The organism is Streptococcus sp. 27098_8_75 (genome assembly GCF_041432475.1).
In the GTDB taxonomy this organism is placed as follows: Bacteria; Bacillota; Bacilli; order Lactobacillales; family Streptococcaceae; genus Streptococcus; species Streptococcus gordonii.
The window spans coordinates 36,207-62,270 of the sequence record NZ_JAPVZR010000007.1 but is presented as its reverse complement, the minus strand read 5'-3'; the positions used below and the strand labels follow the sequence as shown (position 1 = coordinate 62,270).

Below are 26,064 nucleotides of genomic sequence, written 5' to 3'. Positions count from 1 at the left end.
GGAGTTTTCTTTTATTCTACCTGGTAGCGAAGGATCGTTTTCAACTTATCTGGAGAAGTTCTATTAAGATTATTTAAGTATATTTCTCTATGAAAAAGAGATCTTCTATTCAAGAAATTTTCTTTACAAAATTCATCCATTTTTGCAAAAGAAAGGGGTTCACTATCAAAAGAACCAAGGTGAAGCATGGTCAAACATTTTCCTTCTTTGATAGTCTCAAAACGAATCTTTTCATAATGAGCATTTGGTTTTTTTACCTTAACTTTTTCAAGCGCTTCTTTTACCATTTCTTTGCTGATAAAACTCGGCTGAGCAATCATAATGGTATAAATCAACTCTTCTTTGACCAGTTCTCCTTGCTCTTTTTGCTGCCAAATCCCCTCAAGAGGATAAACCGTAAAATCCTGAATCTCTTGATTGGTATGAGATTTTTTATAATCCATTTTTATGGCATAAGCCAAAGCATAGAGAGCTGAAACTTCTTCTGCAAAACCAGGAAGATTGGGATTCCCTGTCCCATCAAGCATGATAAAGGACTGTTGAGGAACCTCAACTACTTTCGGACTCGCCTTCACACCGTATAAGCTTTTCTCTGCTTTTCTCCATTCGTATTTCATTTGTTTACTCCTTTCATCTTTCTATCTATACTATAGCAAGAAAAACCTGACAGGATCTGTCAAGTTTTGTATTTTTGTGAAATAGTTTTAACAATTTGGGCAAGCTCTTGCCGAACTTCAAGTGGCTCTAACACCTCAACACTATCCAAAAAAGATAAAAGATAAGAGTACAAACTACTGTGTTTTGGAAATTCCGTTTCTACTAGTAAATTGCCATCGGGGTCCTGTCTAATTTGACCAGAAAATTCTTCATAGACACGAAAAGCCTGACTTTTGTCGAATTTTAATGTAAGGCTAACAAGTTCTTCCTTCACCTTCTCTTTATTGATGGCCAGTTGGACTGTTTTTCTTTCAAATGTTTCCGGCAATATCTGACATTGACTGACTCTGCTTAGTTTAAAAAGGCGAAAATCTTGCTTCTTCCTACAAAAACCATATAGATACCAAGCCTGACTTTTAAAGAGCAATTGCAGAGGCTCAACCATTCGAGTTTCTTCTTTCTCCTGCCCCCTATAGAGGAAACTGATCAAGCATTTTTGGAAAATCGCTTGTTTGATTATGTCAAAAAGATCTGCTTGATATTTTTGATTTCGCCAATCTGTAAAATCAACACGAATCCAATTTTCTGTACTCGCTTGAAAAAGACTTTGTAACTTCTCTAGAGCTTGGCTTTCACCTTTTAAAGCCTCCAATCCCTGAAGTGATAAGAGTACATCTTCTCTTTCTGCTTCTGATAACAGGCTTTTATCTAAAACGAAAGAGTTCATTAGAAAAATTCCTCCACCTTTTCCCGGGTTGCAATATATTGGGACACCTGCTCCACTTAGACGGTCTATATCACGATAAATTGTCCGTACTGATACTTCCATTTTCTGAGCAAGTTCTGGGGCAGTGACTCTCTCTTTTTCTAATAAACAATATAAAATTCTAAATAAACGATGAGTTGTCATAATTTCACTTCCTTACCTTAAACCTATTGTAACACATCTCAAGTAAGAGATTAAAATAAGATATTTCGGCTACTTTCTTTTTAACTTTCCTATACAGTAAACCTTGACAGGGAGCGCTTTCTGCCTTATGATATTAGTAAAAGAAGGAAAGGATTCAACATGACAATAGCGACATTTGGACAAAAAAAAGAAGGCGTTGAATATAGTAATCGATATGGTGTTTACGCAGTCATTCCTAACCAAGAAAATGATAAGATCATCCTTGTTCAGGCTCCTAATGGGGCTTGGTTTCTTCCAGGAGGAGAAATTGAAGAAGGTGAAGATCACCTATCTGCCTTAGAGCGTGAATTAATAGAAGAATTAGGATTTACCGCTCAAATTGGTAAATATTATGGTCAAGCGGATGAATATTTTTACTCAAGGCATCGAGACCGATACTTTTACAATCCAGCTTACATTTACGAAACCACTTCATTTGAGCAATCTCAAAAACCACTAGAAGACTTCAATCAACTTGCTTGGTTCCCAATTGATGAAGCAATTGAAAAACTCAAAAGAGGTAGCCATAAATGGGGCGTAGAGATGTGGAAAATGGAGCATCAAGCAAAATAATTTTGCCAATTTTTTCATGTCTAACTTCGTAGGATATTTCACAATTTATCTCATAAGTGTTATAATTAATAGTAGATCATCATACAGGAGGAGATCTTATGAAGCTTATCAATACAACTAATAGCCATGCGGTTCTCATTCAAAGTCAGCTTGAAAGTACTGATGCTACTTTAGTTGAGACTTACTCAGCTGGCAATACCGATGTTGTCTTTACCCAAGCACCCAAGCATTATGAAATACTGATTGCAAATACACACCGTGCAGTGCGTGAACAAGAAATTGAAAAAATTCGTGACTTCTTCCTCAAAAGAAAAATAGATACAAAAGCGATTGATGCTGCCGGTATTCAAACAATCTATGCTGACAAACTCATTGAAATTTCAATTCCATTAAAATAAGCTTCTAAGCTTATTTTTTTATTCTTTTATAACAACTTAATCTGCCTTATAAACCATGGTAAGGTGAGGTGTTGACTCAAATAGAAAGGGCTGACCAACTGCCTCAAAGCCGTATTTCTCATAGAGTTCAACAACTTGTTCTTGTGCCTCAATTTTAATTTCCTTTCCTGGCCATTTTTCGGCACAGAAACTCAGAATTTCTCTGATAAGCTGTCCTCCCAATCCTTTTCCTCGACTAGATTTAGCTGTAACAACTCGACCAAAGACTAGATGTTCACCCTCCACAAAGACACGAGCATAAGCGTCAATTTCTTCGCCTTCATTAGTATGAAAAACGTGTACTGCTTCTAGATCCTTCGCATCTAATTCATGGTAGATTCGCTCCTGCTCCACCACAAAAGTATCAATTCGTAGTTTTAGGATTTGATAAAATTCTATCACATCCAGCTCACTTAAATTTTTCTTCCACCACATACTTGTTTCCTCCAAACTTTTAATGTATAATAATTGCAAATGCAACTACAAAGGAGTTCCTATGGATTACCGTCAACTTTTCAGACAAATGGGTTTCATTTCAAGACAGGCCATGATGAAAATGAATCAGGAAGCTAGTAACTACGGGCTTGACAATAATCTGTTTCTACTTCTGATTCGCATCGTCGAGAATGAAGGGATGACACAATCTCAACTAGCAGAAATGGTCCAGATTGATAAAACAACTCTTAGCAGATCTTTACAAAAGTTGGAAGATCGAGGGCTTATTATCAAAAAGACCAAAGCTCAAAATAAGAAATTCAAAGAGCTCTATCCTAGTAGTCAGGCTCTCAAACTCTATGACCAACTGATTGGCTTTGAAAATAGCTACGTCAGTCAGGCACTGCAGCAACTGACCTCTTCTGAGCTCTTTCAGCTCCAAAACATTTTATCTAAAATAAGCACTCCTAGATTATAATCTAGGATAGCACACTATAGTTGCAAATGCAACTATGGATTTTATTCCAATATCCAACAATATAAAATAGAATTAGTTTATATAAAAACGGCTTGCCATTTAAAGGCAAAGCCGTTTTTATTGTTTTAAGAAATTAATTATTTTGTCTCAAATCCTTCTGCGACCGCATCTGCAAAGTTTTCTTCTACAATGCTTGCACAGTGGTCACAGATAACTGCATGGTAGCTACGTTCAGCAGTAGTTGGATCAATACGACGACAACGGTCACAAACTTCACCTGTAGCGCGTTCAACTGTAAAGGTTACGTCTTCGAAGCTAACTGCGCCTTCTGGAGCTGGTCCTTCTGCGATGGTCAATTCAGACACGATCAAAAGTTGAGCCACATTGCTGTCCACTGCTCCAAGAAGAGTTTTCACCACTTCATTTGGGTAAACTGTCAAGTGTGCTTCGAGTGATTTACCGATTACTTTGGCATTACGTGCCTCTTCCAAGGCTTTTTGGGCCTGTCCACGGAAGCCCATGAAGGCTGCCCATGTATCCAAGATTTCTTCTTGATTAGCAAAAGTTTCCGCTTCTGGCAATTCTGACAATTGAACAAAGTCTTCAGCTTCAAACTCAAGATATGACCAGATTTCTTCCGCAGTGTGAGGAAGGATTGGTGTCAAGAGTTTGGTGATTTTCACAAGAATATCATAGAAAACAGTCTGCATTTGACGGCGTTCGAGTGATTTGGCACCTTCAATGTAAACAACGTCTTTAGCGAAGTCAAGGTAGAAGGCTGACAAGTCAACGTTGATAAAGTTCACCAAGGCCTTGTAGATTGTCAAGAATTCAAAGTCTGCATAGGCATCACGAATAGTCTTAACAAGCTGATTAAAGCGAACAGTCATGTACTTATCAACTGAACGGAGCTCATCGTAAGCTACTGCGTCCTCAGCTGGGTTAAAGTCAGATGTATTAGCAATCAAGAAACGAAGAGTGTTACGAATCTTACGGTAAGTTTCAGAGACTTGGCTCAAGATATCCATAGAGATACGCACATCGTTGCTTGAGTCCACACTTGTTACCCAGAGACGCAAGATTTCCGCACCAAATTGTTTTTCAACATCGCTTGGAGCAATCGTATTCCCAAGAGATTTAGACATCTTCTCACCTTTACCGTCAAGGGCAAAACCTTGTGACAAGATTTGTTTGTATGGCGCTACGCCATGGTTAGCAACTGATGTGATAAGTGATGAGTTGAACCAACCACGGTATTGGTCAGAACCTTCTAGGTAGAGGTCAGCTGGGTATTTGAGTTCTGGACGGTTGACCACAACTCCATTCCATGAAGAACCTGAGTCGAACCATACGTCCATGATATCCGTTTCTTTCTTGAACTCACCATTTGGTGAACCTGGATGGGTAAATCCTTCTGGCAAGAGGTCTTTAGCCTCACATTCCCACCAGATGATAGAACCGTGTTCCTCAAAGAGTTGAGCCACGTGCTCAATAGTTTCAGCTGTCATAATTGGCGTTCCGTCTTCTGCATAGAAGATAGGAAGAGGAACTCCCCAAGCACGTTGACGAGAGATTACCCAGTCACCACGGTCACGAATCATGTTGTAAAGACGCACTTTACCCCATTCTGAGTGGAATTTCACTTTTTCAATTTCGTCCAAGATTTCTTGGCGGAATTTTGAAACTGAGGCAAACCACTGTGGAACTGCACGCCAGATGATTGGTTTTTTCGTACGCCAGTCAAATGGGTATGAGTGAGAGATTTCTTCTTGAGCAAGAAGGAGATTACCAAGTTTTTCGATAACAGTTGGAACAACCTTGTCATAGAACTGACCTGCAAAATCAGGACCTGCATTCTCCATCATGATACCACGTTCGTTAACTGTTACAGCAACTTCAAGACCGTTAGCAACACCGACATTGTAGTCGTCCTCACCAAAACCAGGGGCTGTATGGACAATACCTGTACCAGAGTCAGTCGTAACGTGGTCACCAAGGATCACCAACTCATCTACAGCTGTATCCCATGGGTGGACTGTCACAATGTGGTTCAATTCTTGACCACGATAGGTCGCCAAGACTTGCACATCAGCCCAACCAAATTTCTCAGAAAGACTATTTAATAATTCTGAAGCAACCACAAACTTACGAGATTCACCAGCTGGTTGTACGACTACATAATCAATATCTGCTCCAACTGTCAATCCACGAGAAGCCGTAATGGTAAATGGCGTAGTTGTCCATACGACGATATAAGTATCTGTATCTAGCACACCTTTTCCGTCTTTGACGCGGTTAGCATAGTAAAGGGAAGTTGAAAGCAAATCATGGTACTCAATTTCCGCTTCAGCAAGGGCTGACTCAGAAGACCATGACCAGTAAACTGGCTTGGCACCACGATAGATATAACCTTTTTTAGCCATTTCACCGAAGACACGGATTTGAGCTGCTTCATAGTCTGGTGTCAAGGTCACATAAGGATTTTCCCAGTCACCAGAAACACCCAAACGTTTAAAGTCTTCTCGTTGTTTATCAACTTGAGAAAGAGCGTACTCACGGCAAAGTTTCAAGTACTCAACCAAGTCCATTTCTTTGCGTTTAACACCTTGTTTTGCCAATACCTGCTCGATTGGCAGACCATGTGTATCCCAACCAGGAATATAAGGTGCGTAAAATCCAGACATAGACTTCGAACGAACAATAATATCTTTAGAAATCTTGTTCATCGCGTGTCCAACGTGGATATTTCCGTTTGCATACGGAGGTCCATCATGCAAGGTGAAATGCGGTTTTCCTTGGTTCAATTCTTGACGACGTTGGTAAAGTTTTGCTTCTTCCCATTCTTTTTGCCAAACTGGTTCTTTAGTTGGAAGACCAGCACGCATTGGAAAGTCTGTTTTCCCAAGATTAAGGGTTTCTTTAAGTTTCATTGTTTCTCCTTTAATTTAAAATGACAAAATAAAAACCACGACTCGCAAAAAGGACGAAAATCGTGGTACCACCTTTGTTTAGATAGAAAATAGCCACTACTATTACTATCCCTCTTTTTCCGTAACGTGGAAGAAACGTCGTATTTTACTAATTTCAAATACGATATTGTAAAATGATAAATCAACTAATAGGGATTGCAAGTCTTACACCACCACTTGCTCGCTAGGAATATATTGGTTAATTTGTGTTTTTACAGTTCTTTCTTATAGGATATCAACAGGTTCAGAAGTTTTTTCTTCTGTCAATTCTGGAACAGCCTCCATAACTCTTGTCTCAGACAAGTCACCATCTGACTCAGCAATTCGTTGCTGTAAATCAGCCATCTCTTCTGGTGAAAATTGACGAGTTACTTCAGATTCGTCATCTACATAAGGCGTCATTGTTTGACCAAGTGCCTCTTGAATAACTTCTTTGAATGCATCATCACTTGTTTGGAGATAAGTTGCTGTCGGGCGAAGAATTTCTTCCCATTCAGATGAATCAACAATGCTCAATTGACTTTCAATTGTTGACTTAAGACGTTGATGGAAGACACGAGCCTTATTTTTCAGCTCTTCTGTTTCTATCGCAACTTTTTTAGCGTTATCAGTTGCTTGGCGTAAAATTTCGTTTGCCTTGAACTTAGCATGGTCTAAAAGATGTTGCGCTTCTTGATCAGCCTGACGCATGATGTTATCAGATCTTTCTTGAGAAGCCTGTTTAAGCTTTTCAGCAGTGTCTTGTGCTATTAAAACAGACTGACTAAGAGAATCTTTCATCTCATCAAAATAAGTTAAACGCTCTTCTAAGTTCTTAATGCGTGCATCTTTATTATGATTTTCACGAACCAAGTCCTCGTAATCGCGAACTACAATATCAAGAAATTCGTCTACTTCCTCAACATTGTAACCTCTAAATTTCGTACTAAAGGATTTATCTTTAATTTCTAATGATGTAAGAGCCATATTTTTTCCTCATTTACTAGATTGTATTTGAATCGTTAATTTATGCTTCCCATTCTTAGAGAAGCCATTTTCTTTTACTATTTTAAATCTTCCAAATCTACGGACACTAATCAAATCATTTAATTCAACTAAATAACTGGGATTATCAATAATAGAATAGTTTACTTTCACGTGTTTCCCAAAAATCAACTGGGAGGCATCATTCCGAGATAGTTTAAAGCTACTAGCAATCAATTTGTCCAATCTCATACTCGAAGCAAGAATCTCTTTAGAAACCTGAGCCTCTTGCACTCGTAAAAGCCTCTCAAAGCCAACTTCTTTTAGTTTAACAGGAGTTTTAGCAATTTTAGAGATATGATCTATAAAAAATTGAGTAAACCTTTTATCTACTAGAACCTGAGCCCTATCCTTTTCCACCAGAATATCACCAAAAGTTCGACGATCCAATCCTAATCGGTTCATCAAAGTCCCAAAGATTTGAGAATGAGTTAGTTGCTGAAATTTACTAGGATAGACAATTTCAAGCAAGGTCAAATCAAAATCTTCTTTATCTAATTGGTAATAGGAAGGTGCAATTATTACCCTGACCCATTCACTAGGAAAATAGTCACTACTGACAAAAGTTTGTAATTGATATTTGTTCGCAAGACTTTCAAGAATTTTAGCCTGATGAGGATTAATAAAAGAAGTAACCTCTATACTGTATGTATCCTCAACCCGCTGAATCAATTCCAAACTTTTATCTAGGAAAGCATGATCTTCCGCAGAATAGTGTTGAAAGATTTCTTTATGTCCCCTTGTCATGCAAGTACCGAGAGCAAAATCTGAACAAGCCATTGGCTACCGAAATGGATACAAAGTACAGCAACATAAACTGTCAAATCCAAACCAGCAAACTGAAGTGGTAGGCGACGGAAAGGTTTCAAGATAGATTCTGAAATTCTTAGAACGAGTTGCCCTAGAGACGTCTGATAAGCACCAGGAAACCATGACATAAGAGCATATGCAACAAGAATCAGCGAAAGAATTCTCGCTGATAATAAGATAAAGTTTATAATAAATAACATCTTATCTGCGCTTCATGTCAAAATCAAATTCACTATGCACGCCATCAGGCAATTTAATATCCTCGATATTCACCACGACATTTACTGGAGTCAAGAGGTACATAGTGCCAGAAACTCTTCTGAGATTCCCCATCAGGACTTGCTTAGCGCCATCCAAGTAATCAATACAGCGACGCGCTTGCACTTCTGTCATATATTGGAAATCAATCAAAACACTTTCATTTGCGAGAAGCAAATCTACAATTGCAGGTGCATCTTCATATTTTTTAGGATAACGAACATCAATCGTTACTTTTTCTGAAGTCGCAACTGAATGATTTTGAGCTAACTCTTGTTGACGAGCATGCAAACGTGTAATATTCTCATTAGATGACGGTGTATTAGTCACATGTTGAGACGAGCTAGACACTAAACGAGGCTGTTTAATATCTCTAACCGGTTCCTGCTGAGCAGGACGTGAATTAGATGGCTTTACTGCTTGTTGCTGGACTCTAGATTCTGCAACCTGTACGTCATCTCCGTCTTCTGTAAAATATTCTATAAATTTATCGAATCTATCTTTTAATGACATGGTTCTTCCCTATTTAAAAAATGATGTCCCTATTCTCACAAATGTTGACCCGTTAGCAATTGCAGTTGCAAAATCTCGACTCATTCCCATACTGATCTCAGAAAAGGGCATATTAGTTATTTGTTTATTTTGTAATTTTTTCTGAAGTTCGTGGGTCGCTTGGAATATTTTTTCTAAGTCTTCTTCTCCAGCGTCTATGGGAGCCATAGTCATAATCCCCACTATTTCAAGATGTTCAAGTTTTTCTAAAGCAGGTAAAACAGCTTCTATCTCATTCACCGCAAAACCGTGCTTACTTTCTTCACCTGACACATTGACTTGCAAGAAGCATTTAATAGTATGTTCTGCCCGCTTTTCAATTTCCTCGGCTAGTTTGAGAGAGTCTAAAGCATGGAAATAATCAACACAGTTAATAACTTCCTTAACTTTTCTACGCTGAAGCGTCCCTATTAAATGCCAAGTCAACTCCTCATCCTTTAAATACTGGTACTTTTCTAAGAATTTATCTACTCGGTTTTCACCGATATGTTTTACTCCTGTTTTTACCAGCTCTTTAGCAGTAGAGCTGTCAACATACTTGGTGACAGCTACAATACTTACTGAATTTTCAGGACGATTCGCCTTTCGAGTAGCTTCAGCTACTGCTGCAAAAACTTGATCCTTATTTTTTTGTAAATCCATTTTTAGCGATTTCTAAAAAACGGAGGTGTTTCTAATTCATCATCATCAGATGAACTATCTGTATATCTTTCTACAGTTGGCTTAGAACCACCTTGTGTTTCACGGACAATATTGTCACGGCGCAAATCCCACTCACCGAAAGCTGAAGTTTGTTTTTTCTCTGGCTGTTGACGAGTAGTTTTTGGAATTTCAACTGTTTCAGTCAAATCGAAATTTCTATCATAAGAATGATGACTACGAGTTTCGCGAACAGGCTCGTTATGTGAACGTTTTGGCGAACGAATACCGCTAACTTTTTCAACACGATCCTGACGAACACCTGTGGCAACCACAGTCACGCGAATTTCATCACGCATACTTTCATCAATTGAAGTACCCAACCAGATGTTTACTCCGTGTCCAGCAGCTTGATTTACAATTTCAGAAGCCTCTTCAGCCTCAATCAATGTCATATCCAGACCACCAGTAACGTTGACAATCACGTCTTCAGCACCATCAATAGTTGTTTCAAGAAGTGGTGAGTAAATTGCTTTACGAGCAGCTTCAATCACACGCTCCTCGCCACTACCAATACCGATACCCATCAAGGCATTACCCTTATCAGCCATAACAGTCTTAACATCTGCGAAGTCAAGATTAATCAGACCAGGACTAGTAATCAAATCAGTGATACCTTGGACACCTTGGCGAAGAACATTGTCAGCTTCACTCAAAGCCTCAAGAAGAGGTGTTTTCTTATCAACAATCTCAAGTAAGTTATTATTTGAAATAATCAACAAAGTATCAACATGCTCTCGAAGCTCATTGATTCCTTCAATTGCAAAATTACCGCGTTTGCTTCCTTCAAAGCCAAATGGGCGAGTTACAACTGCAACAGTCAAAGCCCCCAAACCTTTTGCAATGCGAGCAATAACCGGAGCGGCTCCAGTACCGGAACCTCCGCCCATACCAGCCGTAATGAAGACCATATCTGCTCCTGAAAGAGCTTCTGTCAATACTTCTTCACTCTCTTCAGCAGCTTTACGACCTACTTCAGGCTGTCCTCCAGCACCAAGTCCACGTGTTAATTTTGGACCAAGCTGGATAACTGTTTCTGCTTTTGTACTACTCAACGCTTGAACATCCGTATTGGCAGCGATAAACTCAACGCCAGCAACACCTTCGTCAATCATGCGGTTAATAGCGTTACCACCGCCACCGCCGACACCAATTACTTTAATGATTGCGCCTTGAGCCGCAGCTGTGTCAAATGAAAATGTCATATTTAAACCCTTTCCTTTAATCAAACAGATTGCCTAACCAGTTACGGGCACGATCTGTTAATTTTTCTGTCTTTGTTTCTTGTTCTTGGCTTTGCGCCACTTCAATCGCAGGTTCAACTCTAGTTTCAGCTTCTACCTGAGGTAGTGGATCTCTTTGAGTAGTAATACGAGAAGGATTGATAGACTGCGTTTGGAGCGGACGTACAAAATTGCTTGGTTGCTGACGCAACATCTCATTACCTTGAACGGCTGCCTGAGCCAAAGCATCAACATCCGTCAAGTTTCCAGCATATTCAGACAAGCTAATCACATGAGCAAAGGCTGGATTTCGAATTCCAATTTGATTTGGAACATAAAGTTTAACTGGAACTCCAAAAATTTCTTGAGCCAATTCCACAACACCTGGTAAGATAGCGCCACCACCGATGATCACGATTCCACCTGGCAAATCTAACAAGTGTCTTCTTTCTAGATCCTGCTTAATTTGCTCAAAGACATGTTTCAAACGTGCTGAAATAATCTCAGCTAAGTAACTTTCTGTTACTTCAACTGGATTAACTTCACCAATAACTTCAACTTGGAATGTTTCTTGACTAGCTGCTGGCACATAAGCTTCACCATAGTTGAACTTCAAACTTTCAGCTAGTTTTTGAGAAGTCTTAAGAACTTTAGAAATATCTTTTGTGACATAATCGCCACCTTCTTGGTAGATATTGGTGTATTGAAGTTCTTGATTTCTAACAGAAGCTACTGTTGTTTGGCCTCCACCCATATCGATGACTGTAGCGCCAAATTCACGTTCACCTTCGTTTAAAACTGATTTTGTCATTGCAAGTGGTGAAATAATAATGTTTTCAATTTGAACCCCTGCACGTTCCACAGTTTTACGTAAGTTATGAAGAATAGTACGCGGACCAGTATAGAGCAAACCACGCATTTCTAAACGAATCCCCATCATGCCACGAGGATCACGAATTCCTTGGAAACCATCGACGATGAATTCCTCTGGAATAAATGTGATTACTTCCCGATCAGGAGTCATACTCTTTGTCAAAGCAGACCGAACAACATTTTCTACATCAATATCTGTGATTTCTTTGGCATCATTTGTAACAGGAATCATTCCTTGTGAAGGCTCAATTTGTAGTAAGTTTGCAGGCAAGCCTACGTTAACTACTTTGATTGAAATCCCCGCTTTTTCTTCTGCTTGAGCAATTGCTGTTTTAATAGCAGCAGCTGCTGCCTCAATATCTACAATAATTCCGTCTTTTACACCAGCACTTTTGGCATTGCTAACACCAATTACATTAATTTCATCATTGATGTGCTCAGCCACTAATACTTTAATGGAGCTAGTTCCTATATCTAATCCTGTAAAGAAGCCGTCTCTAGCCATTACATCATTCCTCTCTATCATCCGAGTTTCCTACTTTATCGACAACTCTAAAAAATACAGTTATCCATTGCCTATTATAACACAAAATTAGCAAAAGTGGAGAGTTTTTCTTCGTTTTCTTTAGTTATTTGTTTCATCAGTAACATCTGACGGTGCTGCCTCTGTTTCACTCTGCTCAGTTTCTTCTGAACTTTCGTTCTTTTCTTGTTCTTCTTTTTGCGCAAGACTAGCAGAATAACTAAAGATTCCCGCTTCCATATCCACAATACTAGGTTCCGTCAACAATGGATGTACACGACTGTAGTAAGGTAATTTCTTATGAATATCTGAAAGAGGAACAATAATCTTATGCTCATCTTTCATTGTCAAAGTTAATAAATCTTTTGTAGCCTTACTTGGAGTCAAATCTACAGTTTGAATTTCATTTTTGATACTATCCGGTACATCTGATAATTCTTGCATAAGTTTCTTAACCTTAGCTTTATCAGATAGATTAAGGCGCATGTAATTTTCAGGCAAAGCTTCTTTCTTTACTGGTTGATTAATCACAGTTCCATTGCTGATGACTGGATAGATATTTCCAGTAGAAGCTTCATAGGCTAGAATCTTAAATTCTGTGACTTGAATTTTGAATGTAATCGGGAACTGATATGAAATTTCAGCCTTTTCGATCCAAGCATTCGCTTTTTTCAAGTTGTTAGCATACTGATTACGATTCAAAAACGTTGTTAAAGTGTAATCTCGACTATCAATTTGGGTAGCTTTGATAATTTCATCTTGAGTTACACGCTCATTTCCTGTAACTACTATATTTTTAAGGCTACCTAAAGGAGTAATAAAGTAGAGTGACAGAAGAATCAAGAGAGAGCTGATAACCAGAACTGGTATAGCCCTGTATAGATGAATTTTCTCGATTCTAGGTTTGTCTGGCTTAGCTTCTTTTTCAATTTCTATATCAGCTTGACCTACAAAATTTTCAGTTCGATCTTCTGAAACATCACTTGATTCTTCGGTGTTTTCTTTATCATACTCTTCATCGTCTTCTGAGGTCTCTTCAACATCTTCTGTCTCTTCAGACTCATTTGTCTCATCGTCATCTGAAGCTTGATCTTGAGCTTGGTCTTCTTTTTCATCTTCGCTATTATCTGTTTCGTTTGTCCCAGCAGATTCTGAAGTTTCCAAAGTCTCATCGTTACGCTCTTCTTCATCAGTTTCAGAGGCTTTTTCTTGAGATTTTTTTTCTAAGTACTCCTGATGACGTTTTTGCCACTCAGATAAATATTTTTGGAGTTCTTTTTGGTCACCTTTATCTTTTGTCGTCATTTTTTCCCTTTGTTTATATCATTTTTCAATACAGCATAAAAATCTTCTACTGACTTGATTTCATGAGAATTTTTCATCGCTTGATAATATGATTCTTTATCCCTTAGAACCTGCTCCACAGAAGCTTCCAGCCCTTCTAAAGTTAGCTGCTTTTCTTCCAGCTTCACAGCATAGCCTTTTTTCACAAAATAATCCGCATTTTCAATCTGATCTCCACGGCTGGCTTCGCGTCCTAAAGGAACGATGATATGCAACTTAGCCATAGCCAAGAGCTCAAAGATTGTATTGGAACCACCTCGAGTCACCACCACATCTGCCAGGTCCATCAAAGGCTGGTAGAGGTCCGTCACATAGGCTCTGCGAAAGAGACGATTCGACAGAACATCCAAACTTGCATCACCTGTCAGATTGATAACGTTGTAGCGCTCAGTCAGCGTAGCTTGATTTTTGCTGACAAAGTCATTGAAGACCTTAGCACCAGCAGAACCACCGACAAAAAGCAGAGTGGGCAGTTCTTTATCAAAATATTGACGGATTTCTTCTAGTTCCTGCGGTAGGACTGGCTCTTGACTACCGACCTTGGTCACAGCTCCGACATGCTCAATCTTGGTCAGACTAGAGCTTTGCTCAAAGGTTGAATACATCTTGGTCGAACACTTATAGGCGATTTTATTGGCCAAGCCAATGGATAGATCCGATTCATGAACATAGACGGGCACTCCTGACAGCCGAGCTGCAATCACGGGCGGAACAGATACAAAGCCTCCCTTAGAAAAGAGGGCCTGTGGCCATACCTTGAGCATGATGCCCAAAGACTGAAAAATGCCCCAGACGACCTTAAAGCCATCCAGCAGATTCTGCCACGAAAAGTAGCGACGAAGTTTACCGGTAGCTACCGAATGGAAGGTCACGTCCAGTCCCGACTTTTGGATTTCTTGATACTCAATACCATGCTTATCGCCAATATAATGGACCTGCCAGCCTTCTTTGATAAATTTCGGAATCAGGAGAAGGTTGAGGGTTACATGCCCGACCGTTCCTCCGCCTGTAAATACAATCTTTTTCATCTTAACCTTTTAATTCTTCAAATGCAGCGAGGAATTCATCGCCACGGACTTCAAAATTACTATACATATCCCAGCTAGCATTGGCAGGACTGAGCAAGACAATATCTCCTGACTCTGCTTGAGCAAAAGCCTTATGAGCTGCATCCCGGACATTAGTCGCATCCAGATAAGAAACACCAGCCTGATCAGCGGCTCTCTTTACACGCGGAGCTGATTGCCCTAAGATTACTATCTTCTTGAGCCCTTTGAGATCAGGCACCAACTCGTCAAATTCATTGCCTCGGTCCAAGCCACCTGCAATCAGAATCACCTTGCTATTGTCAAAACCGGACAAGGCTTTCTGGGTTGCCAAGATATTGGTAGACTTACTGTCGTTGTAAAAGGCAACCTCATTTACCTGCCCCACATACTGGAGACGATGCTTAACGCCTCCAAAAGCTGACAAGACTTCTTTGATCGTCTGATTATCAATACCACGAAGTTTAGCTACTGCAATAGTAGCCAGAGCATTTTCGACATTGTGACTGCCAGGAACACCGATTTCAGCCACCTTTATAATCGCTTCTCCACGGAAGGTCAAGACATCACCATCAAGATAGGCACCATCCACCTTTTCAGTTGTTGAAAAAGGAACAACAGTAGCCTGAGTTTGGCTAGCCATTTCCTTGGCCCAATCTTGATTGAAATTCAAAACAAGATAATCATCAGCTGTCATGTTTTTCTGGATATTCCACTTGGCAGCTGCATATTCCTCAAAAGAGCCATGGTAGTCCAGATGAGTCGGCATGAGATTGGTGATCACAGCTATCTGTGGATGAAAAGCCTCAATCCCCATCAACTGGAAGGAAGACAGTTCCATGACCAGTGTATCTTTGCCACTAGCTGATTGGGCTACTTGACTGGCAGGAAAACCGATATTACCAGACAAAAGACCATTTTGACCACCAGCCGTCAAGACTTGCGCAATCATGGTTGTGGTCGTCGTTTTGCCATTTGATCCCGTAATACCAATAATCGGAGCTTCAGAAATCAGATAAGCCAACTCAACTTCAGTGATAACAGGAATCTCCTTCTCCAGAGCCCGAATAACCATAGCATTATTATAAGGAATACCTGGATTTTTAACCATCAATTCAAAGTTTTCATCCAGCAACTCCAGAGGATGGCCTCCTGTCACCACTTTAATGCCTTCTTCTAGCAAGGATTGAGCAGCAGGATTTTCCTCGAAAGGTTTACCGTCGTTAACTGTCACGATGGCTCCTAATTTATCTAAAAGGCGAGCAGCAGATTCACCTGACTTGGCCAAACCTAAAACCAAGACTTTTTTGTTAGCAAAACTGGCTATATTTTTCATAAAAAACCTCTTTAATTATACTTCATTCTATTTTACCCTTTTTTAAAGAAATAAAAAAGTCATAGATGCGCTTTATTTACCTCTGTTGTTAACTTGTGAAAAAAATGTGATATTTTTTCTGATTTGCAATGATTTGTAATAGAACTCTAAAAGTTATAAGAGTCCTTTCTTCAAGTCTTTTCATTTTGTAATCTACAAAAAAAGGCCTAGAACTAAAGCGAATTTTAGTTCTCAAGCCAATTTTTAATCTTTTCTTTTATCGCCTAAAAAATCAAATAAACCAGGTTTCTTATCTAATCGAGCAATGTCGCGTAAGGCAAAATAAGCCAAAATAAGCATAGCAGCCCCGACAAATAACTCTCCTGGCATTTGAAAAATCCGAAATGCCGCTAATACCAAGAGAATGATAAACAAAACCAAGACTAATACAACCGATAAGACATTAAAGGTGCCTTTAATGCTCTGAGGAGCAGCAAAAAGGTAATACAAGAGAATCAAAATTCCAATTATTAAATAAACCATGACTGCTCCTCCCTTCTATGATTATTCAGCTGATTTTTTCTTTTTATTAGCTTTTTCGCGTTCTTGTTTGTTCAAAATTTGCTTACGCAGACGGATGGACTCTGGTGTTACTTCCATGTATTCATCATCATTCAAGAATTCCAAAGATTCTTCTAGCGTCAAGATACGAGGTGTCTTGATAACAGCTGTTTGGTCCTTGGTAGCTGAACGAACGTTAGTCATCTGTTTAGCTTTGGTGATATTCACAGTCAAGTCGTTTTCACGAGAGTTTTCACCGATGATCATTCCTTCATAAACCTCAGTACCTGGGTTGACAAAGATAGTACCACGTTCTTCAATAGACATGATAGAGTATGTTGTAGCCTTACCAGCATCAATGGAAACAAGGGCACCACGATGACGACCACCGATTTCACCAGGAATCACTGGCAGGTATTGATCAAAGGTATGGTTCATAATTCCATAACCGCGAGTCATAGATAAGAACTCAGTAGAGTAACCAATCAAACCACGCGCAGGAACCAAGAAGACCAAACGAGTCTGTCCATTACCAGTAGCCACCATATCTAGCATTTCACCCTTGCGTTCTGAAAGGCTTTGGATAACAGAACCTTGGTATTCTTCTGGTGTGTCGATTTGGACGCGCTCAAATGGTTCGCACTTAACGCCATCAATCTCTTTTACGATAACTTCTGGACGAGATACTTGTAGCTCATAACCCTCACGGCGCATTGTTTCGATCAGGATTGACAAGTGCAATTCTCCACGTCCTGAAACAGTCCATTTATCTGGTGAGTCCGTTGGGTCAACACGAAGCGAAACGTCTGTTTGCAATTCTGCTTGCAAGCGTTCTTCCACCTTACGAGAAGTCACCCATTTTCCTTCACGACCTGCAAATGGTGAATTGTTTACCAAGAAGGTCATTTGAAGCGTTGGCTCATCGATGTGTAGGATTGGAAGAGGTTCAATGGCATCTGTCGGTGTAATGGTTTCACCAACAAAGATATCTTCCATACCTGAAACGGCAATCAAGTCACCTGCTTTAGCTTCTTGGATTTCACGACGTTCCAAACCAAAGAAACCGAAAAGTTTTGTAACACGGAAGTTTTTGGTTGTGCCGTCTAGTTTAGAAAGGGTAACTTGGTCACCGACTTTCACACTACCACGAAAGACACGTCCGATACCGATACGACCTACGAAGTCATTGTAGTCCAAAAGAGACACTTGGAACTGCAAAGGCTCATCTGAATTGTCCACTGGAGCTGGGATATGGTCGATGATGGTATCAAAGATTGGTGCCATTGTTTTTTCTTGATCAGCTGGATCGTCTGACAAGGAAGAAGTTCCGTTGATCGCTGATGCATAAACAACTGGGAAATCAAGCTGGTCATCATCTGCACCAAGCTCGATGAAGAGTTCCAATACTTCGTCTACTACTTCTGCTGGACGAGCTGATGGTTTGTCGATTTTATTTACAACCACGATTGGAACAAGGTCTTGTTCCAAGGCTTTTTTCAATACGAAACGAGTTTGTGGCATGGTTCCTTCGTAGGCATCTACCACCAAGACAACACCGTCAACCATTTTCATGATACGCTCAACTTCTCCACCGAAGTCCGCGTGTCCAGGTGTGTCCATGATATTGATACGAGTTCCGTTGTAGGCAACGGCTGTATTTTTAGCAAGAATTGTAATTCCACGCTCTTTTTCGATATCGTTTGAGTCCATCGCACGCTCTGCCAACTCTGTACGTGCATCAAGAGTTTCAGATTGTTTCAATAATTCGTCAACGAGGGTTGTTTTACCGTGGTCAACGTGGGCGATAATCGCAATGTTACGGATATCTTCTCTTAATTTTGTCATGATTTCCTCTAATATTTAAATTTTTATTTCTAACTGAACAATTATACCACAGTCTCACTCAAAAATCACAGTTCAGCTAAGTGTAAATGTTTTCATTGAAAAATCAGCTCCTCTCGCACTCGTTTGCATTTCTTACATTGAAATTTTATAATTAATCATAAGATCATTGAAAGGAAGAATTATGCGATTAGACCGTTTGCTAGCTCAAGCATCAATTAGCCGAAAATCCATGAAACAGGCCTTGCTCCGAAGAGCTATTCTGGTAGATCAAACCCCTGCTAGAAATCTTAGCCAGAATGTAGATACTGGGCTACAAGACATCCTCTTCTACAAACAGAAGATTTCTGCTCCTGCTCATCGTTATTTTATGATGAATAAACCGCGAGGCTATATAACAGCCAATTCCGATGCCAGCAAAGCAACAGTAATTGATCTTATTCAAAAGGAAGACTTTAGTGAGGAACTATACTCTATTGGTCGCTTAGACAGAGATACGACTGGACTCCTCTTAATTACTGATAACGGTCCTCTTGGCTTTCAACTACTTCATCCTCAATATCATGTTGATAAAACTTATTTCGTTCAAGTCAATGGACTTCTGGACAATCAAGCTATTGAAGCCTTCCAACAAGGCGTTCGCTTCTTAGATGGCAAGGTTTGTAAGCCGGCTCAACTCATAATCCATTCTGCTACCCCTGTTTTGAGCACAGCTTCTGTAACTATCTCAGAGGGAAAATTTCACCAAGTAAAGAAAATGTTCCTAGCAATAGGAGTGAAAGTTACCTATCTCAAAAGAACTCATTTGGGAGATTTTCAACTCGATCCCAATTTGGATGAGGGTGACTATCGTTCTTTAAATCAAGATGAGCTGAAGCTTATCAAGAACTATCTAGAACTAAGTCGATAGATTATATATTTTTTCTATCTTTAATACTTGGCCATGCTTCTTGACTAAACGATCAAATCATAACCACCCGTCTATGTACCTTACGGAGCAAGATAGGCAAAAATCACATAATAAAAGGCACAGATAAAATCTGTGCCTTTTATATATAATATGTTTAAAGCTAAATTAACTTGTTTTAACTTTTCCCTTCCAGCTATCCAGGCCATAAGACAGGATATAGATGTCAGAAAAACCATTTTTCTTTAAAAGAAGGGCTGCATTCATTACTCGTTGACCGCGAGCATTTTCATAGAGCAAGACTGGCTTATCTTTACGAAGTGCTCCCAAATTTCCTTTTAACTGCGTTGATGGGATGTTTCGAGCCCCCAAGATATGTTTTCGATGAAAGTCAACAGGTTCTCGTAAATCCACAAGCTGACCTCGACGGATTAGGCTCGCAAACTCTGCATTTTCAACTACTTTTGCTGCTCTACGCAATCTAAAATAGTTAAAGCCCATCCAAGCCAGTATACCAGCCATAATCGCCATCAAAATCCAGGTCATTTCTTCCATTCTCCATTCTTCTCAATATATTTCAACTCTAACTGATGTTCACGGCGCAAGACTGCATCAGCCTCTAAATATTCTAGTTTGTCCATCAAGCCCGCATCGTAAATTCGCTCTAACTCAATCTTCATCAGTTCTATATCATACAATCGCTTGCCCATATAGATTACGATGCCAAAACTTTTAAGAAATTGCTGAACATCATAAAGTGTTTTCATGTGCCCTATTGTACCAGAATTTGCACATATTTTCAAGATGGAAAAATAAACAGAAAAAGCAGCTGTGTCAGCTACTTTTTCAAAGAGGGGTGATAAAAAATACGTATCATTCTAAAATTAAATTTCTCTATATGAAACTCTAATCATATTTTAGAATTTAACTTCTTCTTTAATTTTTTTTACAATCCTGGTGCTTGACCAATTTCAGCTGTCAACATCCAGATTGTCTTTTCTAAATCTGCTTTAGCTCCAACAAAGATATCATTGGTTACATCGTCACCTTCTTCGTCAGTCACATCCAGCGCTTCTTGGTATACATTTGTCAAATAGCGGAAGATTTCAATTACACGCGCTAAACTTTCTTCTACATTTTTGCTAAATTCACCAGCTTTTTCTTCGATCTTACTATGTTGGATAAATTCTGTCAAAGTAGAGTATGGTTTACCACCCAAAGTAATCAAACGTTCACTAACTTCATCCAAAGTTGTATCCAAAGTTTCCATGTATTCATCCATTTTTGGATGCCAAACCATGAAACCAGCGCCACGCATATACCAGTGAACTTGGTGAAGAGCAATATGAGCAGTATAAAGATCTGCCACTACTTGGTTCAATACAGCCTTAGTTTTTGGCAAAGAGTTTTGATTTACAAAAGTTGCTACATCTGTTGCAGCGGCATTTTTTACTTGAGTCATATTCTTACCTCGCTTATTTTATTTATAATCATTATAATCTTTTTAGATTATGGTTTAATTATAATGCTTCTAAATAAGAAAGTCAAGACAAAAGATTCAAAAAAAGACTTTATTAGAAAAGTTGCAAAATTTCAGAATTTTTCTGTTTAAAATTACGAATAAATAAGTATGATTCACCTATACTTTTTTCTTGTTGGTACCGTCTTTGCCTCATTCCTAGGCTTGGTCATCGACCGCTTCCCAGAGCAGTCTATCATCGCTCCAGCTAGCCATTGCAATGCCTGCGGGAAAAGATTGGCACCGCGTGATTTGATTCCTATTTTTTCCCAAGTCATGAACCGGCTTCGTTGCCGCTTCTGCGGAGATAAGATTCCCTTACGCTATTTATTTTTTGAATGTCTCTTGGGCGGTCTTTTTCTGGCAACTTCTCTGAGCATTCTTTCCATTAGTCAATTATTGGTAGTCACCATGGGCTTAACCTTAGCTATCTACGATCAAAGAGATCAACAGTATCCCTTGATGGTCTGGTTAATTTTTCAGCTCTTGCTGATGGTGACAGCAGGCATCAATCTTCTCATGCTTTTCTTTTTAGCCTTAGGACTTCTAGCCTTCTTCTACAATCTTCGTATTGGTGCTGGTGACTTTCTATTTCTGGCGTCCTGCTCAGCTATTTTCAGTTTGACGGAAATTCTCATTCTTATCCAAATCGCTAGCTTCTCTGGCCTCGCCTGCTTCTGCTTTAAAAAGAAAAAAGACAGGCTGGCATTTGTACCCTGTCTTTTGTTTGGTGCTGTGGTTCTTATTTCTTATAAGCTGCTGCTTCTTCGATAAAGTCTGCGATACTGTCATCCTTTTCATGAAGAGCTTTGACAATCTTAGATCCAACAATAACTCCATCTGAGACTTGATTGAAGCGGTCAACATCCTCTAAAGTCGAAACGCCAAAGCCCGTCAGTACTGGAATCTCAGCAATATCACGAAGCTTGCTCAAGTGCTGGTCCAAATCATCGCGGTAGCTTCCGCTCTTACCCGTCACACCGTTGATAGCTACAGCGTAGATAAAACCTTCAGCTTCCTTGATCAGCTCCTGCTGACGTTCTAGTCCAGTCGTCAGACTCACCAAAGGAACTAGAGCGATATCTGAATCTTCCAGCAAAGGCAAGATGAAATTTCTATGTTCGTAGGGCAGATCCGGAATAATCAATCCTTTAACCGGTGTTGTAGCTAAGTCCTTGACGAAATCTTTGAGACCGTACTGGAAAATAGGATTGAAGTAGGTCATGATGATGAGAGGCAGCTGAGTGTCCAACTTCTGCAAGCTTGCGACTAAAGACTTGGCGGAAGTATGGTGACCCAGACTTCTCAGACCGGCTTCTTCAATAACCGGCCCATCTGCAACAGGGTCTGAAAATGGCAGGCCTATTTCAATGGCTGACACACCCAAGTTTTCCAAAAATGCGATAGTTTCTGGCAAACCTGCTAAACCTTTCTCGTGATCACCAGCCATGATATAAGGAAGAAAAATTCCCTTGCCTGCTTTTTTGATGGCTTCTAAATGCTGAGTGAGTGTTTTAGTCATGGGCACCTCCTTTTTGAGCCGCTTCATTTTCCAAGCGTTCCTTTACCTGAACGACATCCTTGTCACCACGGCCGGATAGGCAGATAATCATTGATTTATCCGGTCCCAACTCCTTAGCCAGCTTAACTGCGTAAGCAATAGCGTGGCTAGACTCTAGAGCAGGAATAATCCCTTCAATACGAGACAGGAGCTGGAAGGCTTCCAAGGCTTCTTCGTCCGTGACTGGGACATAAGTGGCGCGCTGGATAGCATTAAAATGAGAATGTTCTGGACCGATGCCTGGATAATCCAGCCCGGCAGAGATAGAGAAAGCTTCCAGAATCTGGCCTTGCTCATCCTGTAGGACATCCATCAAGGCACCGTGTAAAACACCTGGCCGGCCCTTGGTTAAGGTCGCAGCATGTTCATCTGTATCAATGCCTCGCCCAGCGGCTTCTGTTCCATACATGGCAACTGTGCTATCGTCAACAAAGGGATAAAAGAGCCCAATAGCGTTTGAACCACCGCCAACGCAAGCCACTAAAGCATCTGGCAAGGCACCTGCATTTTGCTCAGCAAACTGACGCTTGGCCTCACGCCCAATCACACTCTGATAGTCGCGGACAATCTCTGGGAAAGGATGGGGACCTAAGGCTGAGCCCATAATATAGTGAGTATCATCAACCTGAGCCACCCAAGCTCTCAAGGCAGCATTAACTGCATCCTTGAGGACTCGAGAGCCATCGGTCACTGACTCTACCTTAGCTCCTAAAAGTTCCATCCGAAAGACATTAAGAGCTTGGCGCTTGGCATCTTCTTCGCCCATATAGATAGTACAGTCCATGTTGAAAAGGGCTGCAGCCGTGGCGGTGGCTACTCCGTGCTGACCCGCACCAGTTTCTGCAATGATTTTCTTCTTGCCCATTCTCTTAGCTAATAGGACCTGACCTAGGGCATTATTGATTTTGTGAGCCCCAGTATGGTTGAGGTCTTCCCGCTTCAGATAAATCTTAGCACCGCCAGCATAGGCTGTCAGATTTTTAGCGAAATAGAGAGGATTCTCCCGCCCTACATATTGCTTCAGCAACTCGTCCAGCTCAGCCTGAAAGGCTGGGTCTTTTTTACTCTCACGGTAGGCTTTATCCAGCTCCAAAACTGCTGTCATCAGCGTTTCTGGAACAAAGCGTCCACCAAACTCACCGTAAAATCCTTCTTGATTGGGTTGATTATATGCCATCTTTCACTCTTTCTATAAATTCTTTTATCTTTTCTAAGTCCTTCTGGCCGTCAGTCTCGACCCCGCTAGAGACATCAACTGCGTAAGGGGCAAAGCTCTGAATAGCTTCTCGGACATTTCCTGCATTCAAACCACCGGCGATAAAGAAGGGCTGGTGAATTTGATTCTTGTCAAAAACTTGCCAGTCAAAGGTCCGACCACTACCAGCAAGTGGGGCATCAAAGAGCAGGTAGTCCGCTTGTTGGCTGACATCTTTTAACGCTCCCTTGACCTGATAAGCTTGAATAACCGGCCGGTCAATCTGAGTCAGAAGCTCTTCATCAAAATCGCCATGAATCTGCACCAAATCCAGATCTGCTACCGAAATAGCTTCCTGTAGCTCCGATAAGCTCGGAGAGACGAAAACTCCTACCTTTCGGACAGCAGGCGGCACCAAGGAAGCTAGCTTCTGAGCTTGCTCCAAACTAACCCTCCGACGGCTCTCAGCAAAGACAAATCCAATGTAATCTGCACCAGCCTGGCATGCCGTTTCCACAGCGCTAGCCGTTGATAAGCCGCAAATCTTAACCTTTGTCAATTTTCAGCTCCTTGATTTTTTCTGCCACATTCTCAGCCTGCATCAGGGCTGTTCCGACTAAAACCGCATGGAAATAAGGAGCTACTAGCTCAGCATCTTCCTTGCTGAAAATAGCGGACTCAGATACGTAAACTCTGTCATCTTTGAAATGGGCAGACAGCTGGAGACTTGTATTGATATCTGTCTTAAAAGTAACTAGATTGCGGTTATTGACACCGATAATCTGAGCACCTATTCTATGGGCAATTTCCAGCTCCGCCAGATTATGGGTTTCGACCAAAACTTCCAAGCCTAACCCCGTCGCAAAATCATAGAGTTCTTGCAACCGCTTTTCAGACAAGGCAGCTACAATCAAAAGAATAACTGTCGCTCCAGCATTTCGGGCGCGAACAATCTGTTTTTCATCAATGATAAAGTCCTTATTGAGGGTCGGAATCGTGACTTGACTGGAAATCTCTCTCAGGTAATCCAAATGTCCTTTGAAGAAAATTTCATCTGTCAGGACTGAAATCATAGCTGCACCGCATCGTTCATAGGTGCGAGCCTGCTCCACAATATCCACACCGAGATTAATATCTCCCAGACTGGGGCTGGCTTTTTTGACCTCAGCAATCAGCTGCAGCTCTTGAGGATAGCTTTTGAGATACTCATAGAGAGAATAGGTCGAGCGCAGGGGCTGCAGCTCTTCATAGGACATGGTCGCCACTTCCTGCTCTTTTTGCTTTAGAATGGTCGGGAGAAATTCTTTGCTCATTTTTGATACTCCTGTAGTTGCTTGAGTTTTTCATAGGCTGCGCCGCTAGCGATCACTTGGCGGGCCAAAGCTATTCCTTCTTCTATACTGTCTGATTTTCCATTAGCATAAAATCCCAATCCAGCATTCAGAACTGTCGTTTCTAGATAGGGGCTGGCTTGATTTTGCAGGACAGATAGCAGAATTTCTGCATTTCTCTTGGCATTGCCTCCGCGAATCGCTTCAAGAGCTATCTCTTCCATGCCAACATCTGACGGCAGAAAGCTGTGCAGGCTGATTTGACCATTTTCCAGCAGAGCATACTGGGTACGGCCATGAAGACCCGCCTCGTCCAGACCATCTGAACCCGACACGACTACTGCACGTTTGCGTCCCATATTTTTCAAAACTTCTGCCGTACTCTCTAGCATATCCGGCCGACTGGTTCCCAAAAGCTGAGTTTCCAGAGTCATGGGATGGATAAGAGGACCAGTTAGGTTCATGATAGTGGGAATGCCTAAGCTAAGACGGGCTGGCATGATGTATTTCATGGCTGGGTGCATATTCTTTGCAAAGAGAAAGACGATACCTGTCTGCTCAAAAACCTTGCCCAAGCTAGCAGCATCCAAGTCTAGATTGATACCCAGAGCTTCTAAGACATCAGCTGAACCTGACTTAGAAGAAATAGATCGATTGCCGTGCTTAGCCATCTTAATCCCGCCACCTGCCAGTACAAAAGCTGCTGTAGTCGAAACATTGAAGCTGAAAGACTTATCTCCGCCCGTACCGCAATTGTCCATGGCAGTGCGAATAGTGGTCGGAATCTGCTTAGCATGCCCTCGCATTACCTGAGCCAAAGCAGTTCGTTCCTCAATCGTCTCCCCCTTCATCTTAAGCCCCAGTAAAAAGGCTGCAATTTGGGACTCTTCTACCTGTCCAGTGACAATGCGCTCAATCACATCTGTCATCTCAGCGCTGCTTAAATCCTTAAAATCAGCTAGTTTTGCAATAATCTCTTTCATA

The 26,064-nt window shown here is 40.7% G+C and carries 29 protein-coding genes; 5 read left to right on the top strand and 24 right to left on the bottom strand.

Annotation, left to right across the window (positions count from 1 at the left end; all coding sequences use genetic code 11):
- Nucleotides 1-11: 11 nt before the first annotated feature.
- Together O3640_RS10425 and O3640_RS10420 are read right to left on the bottom strand one after the other, a co-directional pair.
- Nucleotides 12-617 carry a GyrI-like domain-containing protein gene (locus O3640_RS10425; RefSeq protein ID WP_082307106.1) on the bottom strand — a complete coding sequence of 202 codons (606 nt, stop codon included), beginning with the start codon at nucleotides 615-617 and terminating at the stop codon, nucleotides 12-14.
- A gap of 59 nt (nucleotides 618-676) precedes the next feature.
- The gene (locus O3640_RS10420; protein WP_082307107.1) at nucleotides 677-1,567 is read right to left on the bottom strand and encodes a YafY family protein; all 891 of its coding nucleotides are present in this window, start codon (nucleotides 1,565-1,567) and stop codon (nucleotides 677-679) included.
- Nucleotides 1,568-1,726: 159 nt separating this feature from the next.
- Between O3640_RS10420 and O3640_RS10415 the strand changes: the two genes are divergently transcribed.
- Nucleotides 1,727-2,179 (top strand): NUDIX hydrolase, encoded by a 453-nt coding sequence (locus O3640_RS10415; protein ID WP_105165071.1) that lies wholly within the window; start codon nucleotides 1,727-1,729, stop codon nucleotides 2,177-2,179.
- A 98-nt stretch (nucleotides 2,180-2,277) separates the two neighbouring features.
- Nucleotides 2,278-2,577 (top strand): DUF1827 family protein, encoded by a 300-nt coding sequence (locus O3640_RS10410; protein WP_045773849.1) that lies wholly within the window; start codon nucleotides 2,278-2,280, stop codon nucleotides 2,575-2,577.
- 36 nt (nucleotides 2,578-2,613) lie between these two features.
- Here O3640_RS10410 and O3640_RS10405 read toward each other — a convergent pair whose 3' ends face one another.
- Complete coding sequence (locus tag O3640_RS10405; protein ID WP_082307108.1) at nucleotides 2,614-3,051, bottom strand: GNAT family N-acetyltransferase; 438 nt, start codon at nucleotides 3,049-3,051, stop codon at nucleotides 2,614-2,616.
- A gap of 22 nt (nucleotides 3,052-3,073) precedes the next feature.
- On the opposite strand from O3640_RS10405, the gene O3640_RS10400 reads away from it, so the two are divergent.
- Complete coding sequence (locus O3640_RS10400) at nucleotides 3,074-3,529, top strand: MarR family winged helix-turn-helix transcriptional regulator (protein ID WP_045501900.1); 456 nt, start codon at nucleotides 3,074-3,076, stop codon at nucleotides 3,527-3,529.
- Between the two features lie 137 nt (nucleotides 3,530-3,666).
- Here the strand turns inward: O3640_RS10400 and ileS are convergent, their stop codons facing one another.
- The 13 genes from ileS to typA all read right to left on the bottom strand — a co-directional run bounded on the left by ileS (nucleotide 3,667) and on the right by typA (nucleotide 18,570).
- Nucleotides 3,667-6,459, bottom strand: a complete 2,793-nt coding sequence (ileS, locus tag O3640_RS10395; protein WP_082307109.1) for an isoleucine--tRNA ligase — start codon at nucleotides 6,457-6,459, stop codon at nucleotides 3,667-3,669.
- Nucleotides 6,460-6,723: 264 nt separating this feature from the next.
- Nucleotides 6,724-7,464 carry a DivIVA domain-containing protein gene (locus tag O3640_RS10390; RefSeq protein WP_012000154.1) on the bottom strand — a complete coding sequence of 247 codons (741 nt, stop codon included), beginning with the start codon at nucleotides 7,462-7,464 and terminating at the stop codon, nucleotides 6,724-6,726.
- Between the two features lie 9 nt (nucleotides 7,465-7,473).
- The gene (locus tag O3640_RS10385; RefSeq protein WP_082307110.1) at nucleotides 7,474-8,268 is read right to left on the bottom strand and encodes an RNA-binding protein; all 795 of its coding nucleotides are present in this window, start codon (nucleotides 8,266-8,268) and stop codon (nucleotides 7,474-7,476) included.
- Nucleotides 8,265-8,531 carry a YggT family protein gene (locus tag O3640_RS10380; protein ID WP_012000152.1) on the bottom strand — a complete coding sequence of 89 codons (267 nt, stop codon included), beginning with the start codon at nucleotides 8,529-8,531 and terminating at the stop codon, nucleotides 8,265-8,267. The genes O3640_RS10385 and O3640_RS10380 overlap by 4 nt, the downstream gene beginning before the upstream one ends.
- 1 nt (nucleotide 8,532) lies before the next feature.
- Nucleotides 8,533-9,102: a cell division protein SepF gene (locus tag O3640_RS10375; RefSeq protein ID WP_008809103.1), complete on the bottom strand. Its 570-nt coding sequence runs from the start codon at nucleotides 9,100-9,102 to the stop codon at nucleotides 8,533-8,535.
- Between the two features lie 9 nt (nucleotides 9,103-9,111).
- Entirely contained in the window at nucleotides 9,112-9,783 is a 672-nt protein-coding gene (locus O3640_RS10370) for a YggS family pyridoxal phosphate-dependent enzyme (protein ID WP_082307111.1), read from the bottom strand.
- Between the two features lie 2 nt (nucleotides 9,784-9,785).
- Nucleotides 9,786-11,045 (bottom strand): cell division protein FtsZ, encoded by a 1,260-nt coding sequence (gene ftsZ / locus O3640_RS10365; protein ID WP_045773856.1) that lies wholly within the window; start codon nucleotides 11,043-11,045, stop codon nucleotides 9,786-9,788.
- A 16-nt stretch (nucleotides 11,046-11,061) separates the two neighbouring features.
- The gene (ftsA, locus tag O3640_RS10360) at nucleotides 11,062-12,441 is read right to left on the bottom strand and encodes a cell division protein FtsA (RefSeq protein WP_053794841.1); all 1,380 of its coding nucleotides are present in this window, start codon (nucleotides 12,439-12,441) and stop codon (nucleotides 11,062-11,064) included.
- Nucleotides 12,442-12,561: 120 nt separating this feature from the next.
- The gene (locus tag O3640_RS10355) at nucleotides 12,562-13,764 is read right to left on the bottom strand and encodes a cell division protein FtsQ/DivIB (RefSeq protein WP_125366916.1); all 1,203 of its coding nucleotides are present in this window, start codon (nucleotides 13,762-13,764) and stop codon (nucleotides 12,562-12,564) included.
- The gene (locus tag O3640_RS10350) at nucleotides 13,761-14,831 is read right to left on the bottom strand and encodes a UDP-N-acetylglucosamine--N-acetylmuramyl-(pentapeptide) pyrophosphoryl-undecaprenol N-acetylglucosamine transferase (RefSeq protein ID WP_125366915.1); all 1,071 of its coding nucleotides are present in this window, start codon (nucleotides 14,829-14,831) and stop codon (nucleotides 13,761-13,763) included. The genes O3640_RS10355 and O3640_RS10350 overlap by 4 nt, the downstream gene beginning before the upstream one ends.
- A gap of 1 nt (nucleotide 14,832) precedes the next feature.
- Nucleotides 14,833-16,185: a UDP-N-acetylmuramoyl-L-alanine--D-glutamate ligase gene (gene murD / locus O3640_RS10345; protein WP_125366914.1), complete on the bottom strand. Its 1,353-nt coding sequence runs from the start codon at nucleotides 16,183-16,185 to the stop codon at nucleotides 14,833-14,835.
- A 243-nt stretch (nucleotides 16,186-16,428) separates the two neighbouring features.
- Complete coding sequence (locus O3640_RS10340; protein WP_061585163.1) at nucleotides 16,429-16,707, bottom strand: DUF3165 family protein; 279 nt, start codon at nucleotides 16,705-16,707, stop codon at nucleotides 16,429-16,431.
- 21 nt (nucleotides 16,708-16,728) lie between these two features.
- The gene (gene typA, locus O3640_RS10335) at nucleotides 16,729-18,570 is read right to left on the bottom strand and encodes a translational GTPase TypA (RefSeq protein ID WP_125366913.1); all 1,842 of its coding nucleotides are present in this window, start codon (nucleotides 18,568-18,570) and stop codon (nucleotides 16,729-16,731) included.
- 181 nt (nucleotides 18,571-18,751) lie between these two features.
- Between typA and O3640_RS10330 the strand changes: the two genes are divergently transcribed.
- Nucleotides 18,752-19,477, top strand: a complete 726-nt coding sequence (locus tag O3640_RS10330) for a 16S rRNA pseudouridine(516) synthase (RefSeq protein ID WP_008809112.1) — start codon at nucleotides 18,752-18,754, stop codon at nucleotides 19,475-19,477.
- A gap of 165 nt (nucleotides 19,478-19,642) precedes the next feature.
- Here the strand turns inward: O3640_RS10330 and O3640_RS10325 are convergent, their stop codons facing one another.
- From O3640_RS10325 to O3640_RS10315, 3 genes are all read right to left on the bottom strand, one after another.
- Complete coding sequence (locus tag O3640_RS10325; RefSeq protein ID WP_185760670.1) at nucleotides 19,643-20,020, bottom strand: rhodanese-like domain-containing protein; 378 nt, start codon at nucleotides 20,018-20,020, stop codon at nucleotides 19,643-19,645.
- Nucleotides 20,017-20,241: a YqgQ family protein gene (locus tag O3640_RS10320; RefSeq protein ID WP_020992685.1), complete on the bottom strand. Its 225-nt coding sequence runs from the start codon at nucleotides 20,239-20,241 to the stop codon at nucleotides 20,017-20,019. The genes O3640_RS10325 and O3640_RS10320 overlap by 4 nt, the downstream gene beginning before the upstream one ends.
- Before the next feature lie 179 nt (nucleotides 20,242-20,420).
- Nucleotides 20,421-20,936, bottom strand: coding sequence for a DNA starvation/stationary phase protection protein (locus O3640_RS10315; RefSeq protein WP_105026442.1), 516 nt, complete (start codon nucleotides 20,934-20,936; stop codon nucleotides 20,421-20,423).
- A gap of 168 nt (nucleotides 20,937-21,104) precedes the next feature.
- Between O3640_RS10315 and O3640_RS10310 the strand changes: the two genes are divergently transcribed.
- Nucleotides 21,105-21,767, top strand: a complete 663-nt coding sequence (locus tag O3640_RS10310) for an A24 family peptidase (RefSeq protein ID WP_105026443.1) — start codon at nucleotides 21,105-21,107, stop codon at nucleotides 21,765-21,767.
- Here the strand turns inward: O3640_RS10310 and trpA are convergent.
- Genes trpA through trpD form a run of 5 tightly spaced genes read right to left on the bottom strand, consistent with a single transcriptional unit; the run spans nucleotide 21,736 to nucleotide 26,063 of the window.
- Nucleotides 21,736-22,515, bottom strand: a complete 780-nt coding sequence (gene trpA, locus O3640_RS10305; RefSeq protein ID WP_060970866.1) for a tryptophan synthase subunit alpha — start codon at nucleotides 22,513-22,515, stop codon at nucleotides 21,736-21,738. The two genes, O3640_RS10310 and trpA, sit on opposite strands and share 32 nt — an antisense overlap.
- The gene (gene trpB / locus O3640_RS10300) at nucleotides 22,508-23,731 is read right to left on the bottom strand and encodes a tryptophan synthase subunit beta (RefSeq protein WP_125366912.1); all 1,224 of its coding nucleotides are present in this window, start codon (nucleotides 23,729-23,731) and stop codon (nucleotides 22,508-22,510) included. Before trpB ends, trpA begins: the two co-directional genes overlap by 8 nt.
- Entirely contained in the window at nucleotides 23,721-24,308 is a 588-nt protein-coding gene (locus O3640_RS10295; protein ID WP_048774559.1) for a phosphoribosylanthranilate isomerase, read from the bottom strand. The genes trpB and O3640_RS10295 overlap by 11 nt, the downstream gene beginning before the upstream one ends.
- Nucleotides 24,295-25,062, bottom strand: coding sequence for an indole-3-glycerol phosphate synthase TrpC (gene trpC / locus O3640_RS10290; RefSeq protein ID WP_125366911.1), 768 nt, complete (start codon nucleotides 25,060-25,062; stop codon nucleotides 24,295-24,297). The genes O3640_RS10295 and trpC overlap by 14 nt, the downstream gene beginning before the upstream one ends.
- Entirely contained in the window at nucleotides 25,059-26,063 is a 1,005-nt protein-coding gene (gene trpD / locus O3640_RS10285; RefSeq protein ID WP_048774561.1) for an anthranilate phosphoribosyltransferase, read from the bottom strand. The genes trpC and trpD overlap by 4 nt, the downstream gene beginning before the upstream one ends.
- Nucleotide 26,064: the final 1 nt, after the last annotated feature.

Coding starts and splice junctions, on each gene's coding strand:
- ileS (WP_082307109.1), bottom strand. CDS start 6,459: ATGAAACTTAAAGAAACCCTTAATCTTGGGAAAACAGACTTTCCAATG.
- O3640_RS10380 (WP_012000152.1), bottom strand. CDS start 8,531: ATGTTATTTATTATAAACTTTATCTTATTATCAGCGAGAATTCTTTCG.
- O3640_RS10320 (WP_020992685.1), bottom strand. CDS start 20,241: ATGAAAACACTTTATGATGTTCAGCAATTTCTTAAAAGTTTTGGCATC.
- O3640_RS10410 (WP_045773849.1), top strand. CDS start 2,278: ATGAAGCTTATCAATACAACTAATAGCCATGCGGTTCTCATTCAAAGT.
- O3640_RS10390 (WP_012000154.1), bottom strand. CDS start 7,464: ATGGCTCTTACATCATTAGAAATTAAAGATAAATCCTTTAGTACGAAA.
- O3640_RS10330 (WP_008809112.1), top strand. CDS start 18,752: ATGCGATTAGACCGTTTGCTAGCTCAAGCATCAATTAGCCGAAAATCC.
- trpD (WP_048774561.1), bottom strand. CDS start 26,063: ATGAAAGAGATTATTGCAAAACTAGCTGATTTTAAGGATTTAAGCAGC.
- trpC (WP_125366911.1), bottom strand. CDS start 25,062: ATGAGCAAAGAATTTCTCCCGACCATTCTAAAGCAAAAAGAGCAGGAA.
- O3640_RS10420 (WP_082307107.1), bottom strand. CDS start 1,567: ATGACAACTCATCGTTTATTTAGAATTTTATATTGTTTATTAGAAAAA.
- trpA (WP_060970866.1), bottom strand. CDS start 22,515: ATGACTAAAACACTCACTCAGCATTTAGAAGCCATCAAAAAAGCAGGC.
- O3640_RS10350 (WP_125366915.1), bottom strand. CDS start 14,831: ATGAAAAAGATTGTATTTACAGGCGGAGGAACGGTCGGGCATGTAACC.
- O3640_RS10415 (WP_105165071.1), top strand. CDS start 1,727: ATGACAATAGCGACATTTGGACAAAAAAAAGAAGGCGTTGAATATAGT.
- O3640_RS10385 (WP_082307110.1), bottom strand. CDS start 8,268: ATGACAAGGGGACATAAAGAAATCTTTCAACACTATTCTGCGGAAGAT.
- O3640_RS10425 (WP_082307106.1), bottom strand. CDS start 617: ATGAAATACGAATGGAGAAAAGCAGAGAAAAGCTTATACGGTGTGAAG.
- O3640_RS10405 (WP_082307108.1), bottom strand. CDS start 3,051: ATGTGGTGGAAGAAAAATTTAAGTGAGCTGGATGTGATAGAATTTTAT.
- O3640_RS10375 (WP_008809103.1), bottom strand. CDS start 9,102: ATGTCATTAAAAGATAGATTCGATAAATTTATAGAATATTTTACAGAA.
- O3640_RS10315 (WP_105026442.1), bottom strand. CDS start 20,936: ATGACTCAAGTAAAAAATGCCGCTGCAACAGATGTAGCAACTTTTGTA.
- ftsA (WP_053794841.1), bottom strand. CDS start 12,441: ATGGCTAGAGACGGCTTCTTTACAGGATTAGATATAGGAACTAGCTCC.
- O3640_RS10400 (WP_045501900.1), top strand. CDS start 3,074: ATGTATAATAATTGCAAATGCAACTACAAAGGAGTTCCTATGGATTAC.
- trpB (WP_125366912.1), bottom strand. CDS start 23,731: ATGGCATATAATCAACCCAATCAAGAAGGATTTTACGGTGAGTTTGGT.
- typA (WP_125366913.1), bottom strand. CDS start 18,570: ATGACAAAATTAAGAGAAGATATCCGTAACATTGCGATTATCGCCCAC.
- O3640_RS10325 (WP_185760670.1), bottom strand. CDS start 20,020: ATGACCTGGATTTTGATGGCGATTATGGCTGGTATACTGGCTTGGATG.
- O3640_RS10310 (WP_105026443.1), top strand. CDS start 21,105: ATGATTCACCTATACTTTTTTCTTGTTGGTACCGTCTTTGCCTCATTC.
- ftsZ (WP_045773856.1), bottom strand. CDS start 11,045: ATGACATTTTCATTTGACACAGCTGCGGCTCAAGGCGCAATCATTAAA.
- O3640_RS10355 (WP_125366916.1), bottom strand. CDS start 13,764: ATGACGACAAAAGATAAAGGTGACCAAAAAGAACTCCAAAAATATTTA.
- murD (WP_125366914.1), bottom strand. CDS start 16,185: ATGAAAAATATAGCCAGTTTTGCTAACAAAAAAGTCTTGGTTTTAGGT.
- O3640_RS10370 (WP_082307111.1), bottom strand. CDS start 9,783: ATGGATTTACAAAAAAATAAGGATCAAGTTTTTGCAGCAGTAGCTGAA.
- O3640_RS10340 (WP_061585163.1), bottom strand. CDS start 16,707: ATGGTTTATTTAATAATTGGAATTTTGATTCTCTTGTATTACCTTTTT.